The sequence below is a fragment of the Tumebacillus lipolyticus genome (assembly GCF_042682745.1).
GTDB classification, from domain to species: domain Bacteria; phylum Bacillota; class Bacilli; order Tumebacillales; family Tumebacillaceae; genus Tumebacillus_A; species Tumebacillus_A lipolyticus.
Map to the genome: position 1 here is coordinate 1,182,530 of NZ_JBHUIO010000005.1, position 12,498 is coordinate 1,195,027.

7 protein-coding genes are annotated in these 12,498 nt (G+C 53.9%); 2 read left to right on the top strand and 5 right to left on the bottom strand.

The window, feature by feature from the left end:
• Positions 1-250 precede the first annotated feature (250 nt).
• Complete coding sequence (locus ACFSOY_RS10725) at positions 251-901, bottom strand: DsbA family oxidoreductase (RefSeq protein WP_386046454.1); 651 nt, start codon at positions 899-901, stop codon at positions 251-253.
• A 547-nt stretch (positions 902-1,448) separates the two neighbouring features.
• Here ACFSOY_RS10725 and ACFSOY_RS10730 point away from each other — a divergent pair.
• Entirely contained in the window at positions 1,449-1,952 is a 504-nt protein-coding gene (locus tag ACFSOY_RS10730; RefSeq protein ID WP_386046455.1) for a DoxX family protein, read from the top strand.
• 214 nt (positions 1,953-2,166) lie between these two features.
• Positions 2,167-5,298 (top strand): hybrid sensor histidine kinase/response regulator, encoded by a 3,132-nt coding sequence (locus ACFSOY_RS10735; protein WP_386046817.1) that lies wholly within the window; start codon positions 2,167-2,169, stop codon positions 5,296-5,298.
• Positions 5,299-5,359: 61 nt separating this feature from the next.
• Here the strand turns inward: ACFSOY_RS10735 and ACFSOY_RS10740 are convergent, their stop codons facing one another.
• The 4 genes from ACFSOY_RS10740 to ACFSOY_RS10755 form a co-directional block, all read right to left on the bottom strand.
• Positions 5,360-8,848, bottom strand: a complete 3,489-nt coding sequence (locus tag ACFSOY_RS10740) for an S-layer homology domain-containing protein (RefSeq protein WP_386046457.1) — start codon at positions 8,846-8,848, stop codon at positions 5,360-5,362.
• Positions 8,849-9,147: 299 nt separating this feature from the next.
• A complete protein-coding gene (locus ACFSOY_RS10745; RefSeq protein WP_386046458.1) occupies positions 9,148-10,548 on the bottom strand; it encodes a HAMP domain-containing sensor histidine kinase in 1,401 nt (466 codons plus the stop codon).
• A 168-nt stretch (positions 10,549-10,716) separates the two neighbouring features.
• Complete coding sequence (locus ACFSOY_RS10750; protein WP_386046460.1) at positions 10,717-11,604, bottom strand: hypothetical protein; 888 nt, start codon at positions 11,602-11,604, stop codon at positions 10,717-10,719.
• 102 nt (positions 11,605-11,706) lie between these two features.
• Positions 11,707-12,354: a response regulator transcription factor gene (locus tag ACFSOY_RS10755; RefSeq protein ID WP_386046462.1), complete on the bottom strand. Its 648-nt coding sequence runs from the start codon at positions 12,352-12,354 to the stop codon at positions 11,707-11,709.
• Positions 12,355-12,498: the final 144 nt, after the last annotated feature.

A 12,498-nucleotide genomic window follows, 5' to 3' on the forward strand; every position in this document is an offset into this window, starting at 1 on the left:
TCCGCTATGATCACAATCAAACCTCTTACTACTTGTAGATGTGACTTGCAATCACCTCTACTGTAAAAGATTCCTCATCGGGCAACATACTATCATAGTCGCTGCCGATTTACAAATTTGCCGACTACACGCAGCTCACGTCTCACATTGGAATTGGCCCCGCTTGGGGTTCGACGGTGACCGTGGCGCACAGAAGCAAAACAAGGAGCCCCACATGTAGGGCTCCTCTTCCTTTCCCACGGCAACCACCTCAGCAACCGTCGATGCTGCAAGCCATTCCTTCACCAGCACCTTTTTTGTCCTGCAGCTGCGACAGCTCCGCGTTGATGACCTGCTCAAACGCTTCCTTGCTTCGCAGCCCTTCGAGGACTTGATCCCCGATCACAACGGTTGGAACCACCTTGATCTGAGCTTCGTTGTACGCGTGATGCAGCGCTTTCTGGTGAGCCTCTTGATAGGTTCGAGATTCGAGAGCTGCGCGAAACTGCGCCTCGTCCAATCCGACCTCACCGGCGAGCTTGGTCAACACATCCACATTTCCGATGTCCTGCTCCTCTTGGAAAAACGCTTTGAACAGGCGATGGTTGTACACTCCGCCTTTGCCATGCTCTTGGGCAAACTGGAATCCTTCAAACGCCAGATGTGTGCGCGGGTGTGGCGACATCTGCGGCAACACGATGTTCACGCCCATGCGCTCCGCCATCGGTTTTACCGATTGGTGAAACGCGCGCTGGATATACGGTTCATCCGGTCGCAGCGGTTCGTTCGGAGCGGGTCGCAATTCGAACGGCATCCATTCAACCTCGACATCTTTTCCATGGGTCGCCTGTAGCAGCGGGTCTTCTGCGAGAAAACAGAACGGGCATACGTAGTCTGAATACACTTTGATCTTGACTGTCATTTCGTTCCTCCTCACCACTCGTTCGTGGTTTTTCAAAAGCGTCGGCTACTGCTTATCTTTCAAATCTCGAATCGCACTGTCTCCATTAAGATCGGACTCCCTTTGCAATCCTGATCAAACCTTATACTTTATTATATGAAGTTACTTGCTTGTGTGATGTGATGCATCTTACTCTTTCGAACGGAACGCCCTATCCGAGCGTCAGACCAACATGCGCAACCGATCAGATACGGTTCGCAGTGTCGTCCTCCCGATTCAAATGTATTTTTCTCCGCGATCGTCAATACGCTTCGATATAGCGTTGCAAGTTCCGATGTTAAAACTTCATAACACTCGCTAACACCCAATGTTACTCAGTTTCCGAGATTGAAGAACTAACCACTTTGAGATTTTTTGTGTGATCGTGAGGACTTATTACGTTCATAGGTCTGTCAAAACTTTATTGCAAAAACATGAACTTTTTTCCAAGCTGATTCTTTTTGGAAAATAAAGTGTTACTCTTATGGTATGGTAATCCCTTCTAATTTATTTGAAAGGAGCAAACGTGATGTTTGGAAAATTTTATCGAAGCAATAACATCGTAGCCGGTATCTTAACGATCATTCGTGTGTACTGGGGGTACCTGTTCTTAACGGCAGGCTGGCAAAAGATCACCGGTGGCTTTGATGCAAATGGCTACTTGGCAAACGCGGTCGCCAAACCGGTAGTTAGCAACGGCGAGCCCGTATTTGGCTGGTACGTATCGTTCCTCGAATCATTTGCACTGCCCAATGTTGAGCTGTTCAACGTAGTGGTTCCTTGGGGAGAATTTTTGGTTGGTTTGGGACTCATTCTTGGATGTCTAACAACTGCTGCTGCATTCTTCGGAATGGTCATGAACTTTGCGTTCTTGCTGGCAGGAACTATCTCTCATAATCCTACCGATATTATCATGGGTATCCTTATCGTATCTGCAGGTTACAATGCTGGTAAGTTCGGCTTAGACCGTTGGGTGCTTCCCTACTGCCGCACGAAAGTTTTCAAAATCAAAAGCGACGAGTTGTCCGCCTAAGGTCAACCACAGAAAGCCATCATTCGCTTGATGGCTTTTTCTGTGCAAAAATACGACGAGTTCCTTGCACCCGCCTGCTGTCGTAGCTGATTGACGATGACACCCCACGAAAGGTAGCAAGCGCTCAACCGATACAAGCGAGACGTTAGGTGACGAGAGCATTAATGCACCGATCGATTAAAAAGGTATAAGGCGAATTTATGTCGAAGTCACAATTTATGATGCGAAAAAAAATATCTCAGCGCTTAAATATATTGCGATCTTTATCCTATTTATCGGGATTCTCCTCGGCCTGCGCTTAGCCTGGGGCGAAGCGTTCACCACGTTAGATTCCCACCGTGCCGTTCAAGGCGTGCTCGACTTGCGCGGTGTTGATTTGGAGAGGTCCCCTTCAATCTTTTTAGACGGACAATGGGAGTTCTACCCGAACCAACTCATCACATATCAAGATCTAAAGGAAAAGGGTAATCAATCCAGTCCCATTCAGGTCCCAGGAGATTGGAGCAGTGTGCTCGATCCAGATTCCGGATCATCCTACGGATATGGAACCTATCGATTGCGCATCCTCGTCGATCCGCTGAAACAGCCTTACACATTGTGGCTGCAAGGAATTCAAGCCTCTTCAGAGGTGGAGATGAACGGAATTCCCACGAGCACGGTCGGTCAACCTGCCACGACAGCCGAACAGTACACGCCCAAAAGCATCTCCTACACCGCTTCCTATTCGGGCGAGGGGACGACGGAGATCGAGCTGCTGATTCGTGTCGCCAACTTTGACGAGCCTTTTAAAGGTGGGATCGTTCGCTCGATTCGCTTCGGCTCTCAGGCTGCGATCGATAACGTCCGCTGGTATTCGATCGGATTTCAACTGGTGATGTTTATCATCTTGTTGTTGCACGGGTTATATGCTGGGATTCTTCATTTTTTCAATCCCCGGGAGCGAGCATTGCTCGACGTAGCACTGTTAATGCTGACTGTCAGCATCGCGATTCTGATCGGTCATGATAACGTGCTCCAGTTATGGTTCCCATTCAGTTATGCGTGGGCGATCAAGATCAGGCTGATCGCCTTGCTCTGGCAAAACTACTTCATTCTGATGATCTTCAGAAAGTTTGCTTTGGCCCCATCACCAAACGTGTGGTTGCGCGCCTATACGGCGGCGCTGGGGATCCTGACTGGAGTCCTGCTGGTCGCGCCCGCTTCTTGGGCGAACGGGATCATCGATCTCTACATCTTCCTCACGTTCTATCTGATTGCAATCGTTTGGTTTATCTACACGGTCGGAACGATGATCTTCAAAGAAAAGGCGGACAAAGATGTCGTCTTCCTGCTCCTCACCGCAGCTGGCATCCTCTCCAACTTGTCGTGGAGCATCGTCGAGTCTGAACTAGAGGTCACCACCGTCTACTATCCGATCAATCTCATTGCGGCGCTCTTGGGATTCTCCACGTATTGGTTCAAGAAATACTTCCGCAATTCCAGAGAAAACGCCCTGCTCAACGAACAGCTGAAAAGAGCGGACAAGCTGAAGGACCAATTTCTCGCCAATACGTCACATGAGTTGCGAACGCCGCTGCACGGCATCATCAATATCGCGCAGAGCGTCGTAACCAAAGAGAAAGAAAAGCTGAATGAGCGCAGCCTCAAAGATATGGAGTTGCTGATCACCATCAGCCGCCGCATGTCCCATATGCTCGGCGATCTGCTCGATGTCGCCCGCCTTCAGGAGCATCGCATCGTGCTGCAACAGGAGCCATTGCAAATCCAATCGATCGTTCCTGGCGTGATCGGCATGCTTTCCTTCATGGTCGAAGGCAAGCCGATTCGGCTGCGGATGGACATCGCGGAGTCGCTGCCGCCAGTCATGACCGACGAGAAGCGGCTGGTGCAGATTTTATATAATCTCTTGCACAACGCCCTCAAATACACAGAGGAAGGAACGATCTCCGTTTCTGCGGAGACGAGGAGCGGCCATGTCATTCTCCACATCGCCGACACTGGGGTTGGCATGGATGAGGAAACGCAGGCGCGAGCATTTCTCCCTTATGAACAAGGGTCTTATGGAGTAAGCGATGGCAGAGGCGTCGGGCTGGGGCTCAGCATCTGCAAGCAGTTAGTAGAATTGCACGGCGGCACATTGACCGTTCGCTCCGAGCTGGGCAAAGGCTCCGTCTTCAGCTTTGACCTGCCGTTTGCCCCCCCGTCGAGTCTCGCCTCGATGCAGAGCTCGCCTTCGCTTCACCTTCAGCAGATCACAGCAGGAGCGGAAGCGGGGCTGGCCGACATGATTTTACCGGACAAGCCGATCGGCGTACTGGCAGCCTCCGCGCTCACCCCAACGCTATTGCGAGACGAGAAGATGAACATCCTGGCGGTCGACGACGACCCGGTCAACCTCAATGTGCTGGTGAAAATCCTTTCGACAGAGCCGTACAACATCACAACTGCGACGTCTGCTCGCGAGGTGTTAGAGCTGCTCGACACCCAACAATGGGATCTGCTGATCGCCGATGTGATGATGCCGCACATGTCTGGCTACGAGTTGACGCAGCGCGTACGGGAGCATTACTCCGTATCGGAGCTGCCGATTCTGTTGTTGACCGCGCGCAGCCAAGCTGAAGACATCTACACCGGATTCTTGTCGGGAGCCAACGATTATGTGACCAAGCCGGTGGACGCGCTGGAACTGCAGTACCGAATTCGGGCATTGGCCACGCTGAAGCAGTCGATCAACGAGCGTTTGCGCATGGAGGCTGCCTATCTGCAGGCGCAGATTCACCCTCATTTTCTATTCAACACGCTCAATTCGATCATGGCGCTGAGCGATATCGATACGGAAAAGATGCGCAAGCTGGGCGATGCGTTCGCCTCCTTTTTGCGGATCAGCTTCGATTTCCTGAATACGGGGAAACTGGTTGAGCTCTCCCACGAGCTCGAACTGGTCGAAGCGTACCTGTATGTCGAAAAGGAACGATTTGAGGACAGGTTGTCGATCGTCTGGGAGGTCGACCCTGCGATCGACCTGCTGCTCCCGCCGCTCACGATACAGCCTTTGGTCGAAAATGCGGTCAAGCACGGCCTGCTGAGTCGGAGCAAAGGCGGCACCGTTCAGATTCGGATCGCCCGCCAGGACAGCAGCACCCTTTTTGAAGTCATCGACAACGGCAAGGGGATGGCAGCAGATCAGGTCGAGCACCTGTTGGATCAGACGGCCGATCGCAAAGGTGGGATCGGGCTCTCCAATACGAATCGGCGGTTGACTCAGCTGTACGGTCAAGGGTTGTCGATTCAAAGCACACCCCAGAAAGGAACGACTGTGTCCTTTGTCATTCCGGACAACGCGTGAAAAACCCCCTCAAGCTGCTTGCGAGCGCTTGAGGGGGTTTTTCGATGCATCGCTGTGTGTCTTAGATCAGATCGGACTGCTGGAGCAGCTTTTGAACGATCACCGCCACTTCTGCTCTTGTGATCGTCGCCTTCGGCGCCAACTCAGCACCGCCTCGTCCAGAGATGAGACCGTACTGTAAGCAATCGGAGATCGCGCGCTTCGCCCAGCCTGAAATCTCACCCGCATCGGTGAAGGCGTCTACCGATCGTCCCCCATCTGGAGCGCTCTTCGTTTTCAGCTCAGTTAGAGCCATCGCTCTGCTCAAGATGGTCATCGCTTGTTCGCGCGTAAGCTGATCATTCGGCCGGAACGCACCGTCCTCAAATCCGCTGATCAGGTCGTACTTGGCTGCCGTCCCAATCGCACCGGCAAACCAATCCTTCTCAGCAACATCGGGGAATGACACTGCTCCCGCCTGCTGTGGCAGCCCCAATCCACGGACGAGGATCGCCGCAAACTCCGCCCGCGTAATCGCTTGATCCGGCCGGAAGGAACTGTTGCCAACGCCGGAGATGACCATGCGCGAGCCCATCTCGTTGACCGATCGTTTTGCCCAGTGCTGCGCTACATCCTGAAACTCCAGCGGATGCCAGATCAGCGCATAGATGCTGTTCGTCAAGCTGTTCACTTGGGCAACGTACTTGCCGTCTCGCTGCACGACCTTCGTCGGCACATGGCGCAGCGTTCCATCCGGCTCCAGTACGACCCCCGTCGTGATCTTGTTCGGATCGACCCCGTCCGGGAGAGCGATCGTGCGTTCCACATATGCTTTGAACGCGGTCACTTCAATCGCAGTATCCTGATGCAGAGCCCTTACCTTGAAGTCGAGCGGCGGGATGACCATCGAGATCTCGCTTGCCTCCGATTCGGGTAGCCCCCCTGGCGCTGGCGCTTTCGGCAGAGCGATTTCGACCTGCACTCGAATCTCGTTCAGGGCTACCGAACTGCCGATCTGAGCGACGATCGATCTGATGTCGATCAGTTCTGCCGGCAGACGATAGGTCGCCCTTTCCGTCTTTACTTCCAATACTGCTTGCTGCGATTCCATCTGGCTGACCATCTGTCCGTCCAGCTCTCCGATCACCACATCGGAGCGGGTGTTCACCGGGATCGTCACCACAGCATGCTGACCTTCCTTCGCCAGCTTTTCGGCCAGCTTGGTCGGGTCGAGCGTGATCGTCGCTACCTGCTGCGAGTTTACGCTGGTCACCTTGAGGGTGCCGGCATACTCCAATTTCCCGTTGACCAGAACGACCGCAGCTTCTGGTGTCGATGGGCTCCCCCCGTTGCTCGCGCTCGGGATCACCGCATTCGAAGCTGCCGAAGCGACGCTGTTGCCCGCCCTGTTCGTCGCCTGCACTTTAAACGTATACGCGGTGCCGTTCGTCAAGCCATCGATGGTGATCGGGCTGCTCTTGCCGGTCGCTGTGATCGCCGTCGCTTGACCGTTCAGCCATGCTGTCACCGTGTAGCCTGTGATCGCGCTGCCGCCATCGCTTTGTGGAGCCTGAAAGCTGACTTTTGCCCGACCATCGCTCCCGATCGCTTTCACATCGGTTGGCTGCCCCGGCGGAACTGTCAGATCGCTCTGCAGCTTTTGAATTCGGTGATTTTCAAACTCGGCCACATAGACAATCCCGTTGCTGTCGACCGCCACGCTGAGCGGGCTGTTAAACTCGCCTAAGCTACCGCCCGGGCCGCCGCCGCTCCGCTTCCACTCACTCCACACCCCTGTGGAAACGGTCAGCTTCTGGATTCGATGGTTGCCCGTATCGGCCACGTAGATGTTCCCATCGCTGTCGATCGCTACGCTGTTCGGATCGTCAAACTCGCCCAGGTTGTTGCCTCGACCACCGCCGGTTTTCTTCCACTCCCACCAGAATCCCATTTTCGCATCCAGCATTTGAATTCTGTGGTTGCCGCTGTCCGCCACGTATACATTTCCCTTGCTGTCCACTTCCACACTGTACGGATTCTTGAATTCTCCGAGGCCGCTCCCCGATCCTCCGCCCGGCTTCTTCCATTCGCTCCAACTGTTGTTCGCTGCGTCCAGCCTCTGAATGCGATGGTTGTTATCTGCCACATACAGATTGCCGCTCCCATCGACCGCCACGCCACTCGGATAGGCAAACTCCCCCAAGCCGCTTCCCTGACCGCCGCCGTTCTTCTTCCATTCACTCCATATGCCGGCAGAGACGTCCAGCTTTTGAATCCGGTGGTTGTGCATGTCTGCCACGTACAGATTCCCGTCGCTGTCGAGCGCAACGTCTGTCGGACCATCAAACTGACCGAGACCGCTTCCCTGCCCATCGCCGATCTCTTCCCAAACATCGGTGGATGCATCCAGCTTCTGCAGGCGATTGTTATCAAAATCAGCAACGTACACGTTCTGACTGCGATCGACCGCCACGGCGCTCGGATAGGAAAACTCTCCTAACTCCGTCCCTGGAACCGGCCCTTGATAGATCCACTCGCTCCACTTCCCTGTGGCTACCGTGAGCTTTTGAATACGGTCGTTCAACGTATCCGCCACGTAGAGGTTGCCGCCGCTGTCGAGCGCCAAACCGCCGGGGCTGTAGAATTCGCCCAGACCACCGCCGGCGCCACCGCCGCTCTTTTTCCATTCGCTCCATTCGCTTGTGGAGGCATCAAGCTTCAAGATCCGATGGTTTCTTGAGTCGGCTGCGTATGCGTTCCCCCTGCTGTCCACCACAACGTCGGTTGGCGATGAAAATACTCCCAACGCGCTTCCAGCATCTGTCCACTCGCTCCAGACGCCCGTTCCACCTGCGGAAACATCTAGCTTCTGGATGCGATGATTGCCCGTATCGGCTACGTATACGTTCCCGCTGCTGTCGACCGAAACGCGCGCAGGGCGGTTAAACTCGCCCAAAGCGCTGCCTGCGCCGCCGCTGTTCCGCTTCCACTCGCTCCAGACGCCCGCTCCTCCTGCAGACACGTCCAGCTTCTGAATCCGATCGTTTCGCGAGTCGGCCACATAGACATTTCCCACTCCATCGACCGCCACGCCTTTCGGGTCTTTAAACTGCCCGAGCGCCGTACCTTCCCCATCGCCGATCTCGCTCCACTCGTTTGCCTGTGGATCAAACTTTTGAATGCGATGGTTGCTGCTATCCGCCACATATAAATTATCGTGTTTGTCGATCGCCAAGCCTTGCGGGCTAGAAAACTCCCCCAGCTCGCTTCCGAACCCGCCATCGCTCGCTTGCCACTGGCTCCATTCTCCTGTCGATACGGTCAGCTTTTGAATGCGATGGTTGCTCGTATCGGCCACATATACGTTGCCTTTGCTGTCGATCGCAACGCTCTTCGGACTGGAGAACGCGCCGAGATAAATGTTGCCGCTCTTCTCGACCTTCGCATATTGACTCCATTGATCTGCCGCTTGCACGGGAAATGGGAAGGCGGCAAGCGAGACGATCATGATCGCCATCCCCCAAACACGCAATTTCCCGATAAAATTCTTCATTTGCCTGTTAGTGATCATTTCAATCCTCCTTTTACCAAATTTCACATAGATGTAACCCCTACATTCTAGCAAACGCTTCTCTCATAATTCTCGCAAAGTACACCGTTCCAATGTCCTAGGTCGATCGTCAAACATTGCTCAACACTGTTGAAGACCTGATGACTGAAAACCTAGAGCCCTCCCTGGCTCAGCGCATAAAAAAGAGCGCCGCGATATGCGACGCTCTCCTACAAAGCGATTCACTCAGATGCCCTCTTTCCCTTCGCCGTACTCTGCTCATCCAATCGGCGACTCCTATTCTTCAAACCAACAAGAACTTACGCGGAACCTGCAAACGTCAGCTTCACCGTTGTCCCACGCCCCAGCTCAGACGAAAAGCTCAGCTCCGCCTCATGAGTCACCGCAATCTGCTGACAAAGCGTCAGACCGAGACCTGCGCCACCTCCTGCGCGACTGCGAGAAGGGTCGACTCGATAAAACGCCTCTGTGATATGAGCGAGGTGCACCTGCGTCATTCCCTTCCCGTCATCTTCGACGGAGATCACCTTCTGCTCATCAACGCGATCTGCGACCAGCCGGACCACCCCACCCGAGCCGCACGCTTTCATCGCGTTCTCGATCAGATTGACGAGCAGGATGTGCATCAGGTCAGCATCGCACGCTAACGTGTCAAAGCGCAGTTCATAGGTGATCTTGATGTTTTGCTCCGCCGCCCGCATCGACAGCGATTGCTCGACCCCGCGCACCAAGTCGAGCAGACGAACTTCGCGCCGCTCGATCTTGTTGCCGCGAATGGTTGCCAAATCCAGCAAGCGATAGGCGATATTTTGCAGTCTGCGGCTCTCCTCCATGATCGAGTTGGTCGCAAACAGCTTGTCCTCTTCGGTGCGAACGACCTTCTGTATGTATTCCGCATATCCATAGATGGCGGTCAGCGGAGTTCTCAGCTCATGCGCCAGATTGTCGACAAACTGCTGCTTCTGTTCCGCCGCTGTAGCCAACTGCTGCATCTGGCTCTGAATTTCCTCCGCCATATGATTGAAGCTCTGTGCCATTTCCGAAAGCTCATCTTTCCCTGATACGGGCAGCCTTGTTTCGTATGCACCGGCCGCGATTTTGCGGGAAATTTGAGAGATCTGCGCGAGAGGTTTGAAGATTCGATGCAGCAACAGGAGCAGTCCGCAAGCGAGCAGCCCAGACAGCAGCAAACCCGCCAAAAACAGCATGTTTTTCATCCGCTCCCATGCGGTGATCGCCTCTGTCGTATCATAGCGATAGACCATCGTGTAAACGTTGTAGGGCGCCGGCAGCTTTCCCGACACGATCACATAGGTGCGGTCATCCGTCTCTCGCATCGCAACCAGCCGATTGCCATCTTTCGGCGGTTCTATAAACTGCTGCTCGACCGCAGTCTCCAGCCGATTGGAATAGACGAGCTGATCGCCTTTGTAAAGCGCCAGATTCACCTTTTTATCCCCGGACAGGAAGCTATACGACTGGAGCAGCGAGTCGAAAGAGCCGTCAACACCGACGCCTCTGCTCTCCACCGCATGAAAATCTTTCAGAAGCGCAGATGTGATCAAATAATGTTCGCCCAAACTCTTTTCTTTTGCACGATCCACAGTATCTTTAAACGTGGTGAAAGAGATCAGCAAGATCCCCAGATTGAAGGTGACCAGAAAAAGCACGAGCGTGGTGAAAAAGGTCCGGTATTTCATCGACCTACCTGCAAGCAGCATGCCGACCGGACATTTTGTTTCATCTGCTCCTCGATTGCCTGCGCCACAGGGATCGCCCCCTTTCACTTGATCTGAATGAAGGAAAAGCCGCCAAGATTGCGGCGGCATGCAAGCTTGAAGTTCACTTTGTCATTTCGAGCAGAGCACTTACTCCATAACTTTGAGCAGGAAGGCTCCGTTTTCACCAGCTGGTGGTGCAGATTTGGCAAGCTCCTTTGCCTTTTCCTGCACCTGGTTGTGGAAGCGTTCGCTCGCTTCCAGCGCTGCCTTATACTCCGCATTATAACTGATCCCGAGCAGCGCCTTGTCAAAGCGGGAGAAAGACATCAGGGCGATCTCCCCATTTTCGCCCTTGATGTCGAGCGAAATCGTCGGATCGTTGTTGCTGTAGCCCTGACCGTTGTATTCGACCGATGTCACCGCGCTGTGAACCACGTTGTACTTCTCCGCCAGCTCTCTTGCCAGATCGACATACTCTTGCGGATTTTGATCGAGCGCCGGGTCAAACGCTACCGAAACCTCCGTCTCCAGCGCTCTGTCGTGACCGATGGTGAACAGCTCCCCCGTGACCGAGTCGACCGAGAAACTATAGCTGCGCTTGCCGTCGATCAGCACATCAGCGTACCAGTTGGAGCGGGGAAGGTTTTCGGTGGCCGGTTGGTAGCCCATCTCGATCACCTGACCTTCTAAGTTCAGCCCAAAGACTGCCCACAGGGCCTGTGCGCCGATTTCCGCCGCCTCCTCCTTGGCCATGTCCGCGCTGGTCGGCGTCTGGTTCTGGTAATATTCCAGATCGATGTCTCCCACCGTATAATTCGCTGGTTGGTAGCCGGCTGGCAGGCCGTTTGGTGCTGCGTGCGATGAACCGACCGCTTGGGTGGCATAGTGGGTCGGAACGGAGCTTGTCTTGTGAAGTTCTGTCGCCGTCGCCGCCTGAATGAATCCTTGAAACACCAATGTGCTGGCTCCGATGACCAATGCGCCCGCCAACATCGTTCGTTTCACGCTTTTTCTTGCCGATCCGTTTGCTTTCATTTGACTCTCTCTCCTTCGTAGTTTGTTTGTGATCACATACGCAGTATAAAATGGCCAAATGATCGAATCGTCACCAAGTGATTAGCGAGTTGTAAAACTTTTCTACACTTCCAGACGATATCCCAGCTTGTAGACCGTTTTGATTCGCGCTTCCAGATCCAGCTTCTTGCGCAGTTTCTGAATATGAACATCTACCGTTCGCGTATCCCCTGCATAGTCGTACCCCCAGACGAGTTCGATCAGCTTGTCCCGCGAGAGGGCGATGTTGCGATTTTTCACCAACACCTCAAGCAGATCGAACTCTTTGGGCGTGCATTCGACCGGTTCGGCATGCAAAAATACCTGCCTGCTCGCAAACTCGATTTTTACCCCGTCCAGCTCAAATTCCTTGCATTCCTTCTTGGTGCGTCGCAACACCGCATCCACCCGTGCCAACAGCTCCAACATCTCAAACGGTTTGACCAAGTAATCGTCTGCGCCGATGGTCAAGCCCTTCACCTTGTCGGAGAGGCTGCTGCGAGCTGTCAGGAAAATGGTAGGCGTCCCGCGAATCTGCCGAAAAACCTCATACCCGTCCATCTCTGGAAGCATGACGTCCAGCAAGACGAGATCCACGTCCTGCTCTGCCAATTGCTGAATGGCCGCACCGCCATCCAATACAGCAATGCATGTATGTCCAACCGACTGTAGATTGCGTTTGATCAGCTCATTGATCGAGCGTTCATCCTCGACAATTAGGATCGTTGCCACCAGGATCACCTCTTCATCAGCTTAGCACGGCGATATTATCAAGTTGTAAACGCGGCAGTCGCCACCGGCGGTCAACACAGCTTTCCTTCCACCTTTGTCCGAACTTGTGACACGCCTCAGCCGCTCTCTCTTCTTGCGAGACTA

What these genes read in the sequence shown, in the direction of transcription:
- ACFSOY_RS10725 (WP_386046454.1), bottom strand. Translation starts at nt 901, where the DNA reads ATGACAGTCAAGATCAAAGTGTATTCAGACTACGTATGCCCGTTCTGT.
- ACFSOY_RS10730 (WP_386046455.1), top strand. Translation starts at nt 1,449, where the DNA reads ATGTTTGGAAAATTTTATCGAAGCAATAACATCGTAGCCGGTATCTTA.
- ACFSOY_RS10740 (WP_386046457.1), bottom strand. Translation starts at nt 8,848, where the DNA reads ATGATCACTAACAGGCAAATGAAGAATTTTATCGGGAAATTGCGTGTT.
- ACFSOY_RS10745 (WP_386046458.1), bottom strand. Translation starts at nt 10,548, where the DNA reads ATGAAATACCGGACCTTTTTCACCACGCTCGTGCTTTTTCTGGTCACC.
- ACFSOY_RS10750 (WP_386046460.1), bottom strand. Translation starts at nt 11,604, where the DNA reads ATGAAAGCAAACGGATCGGCAAGAAAAAGCGTGAAACGAACGATGTTG.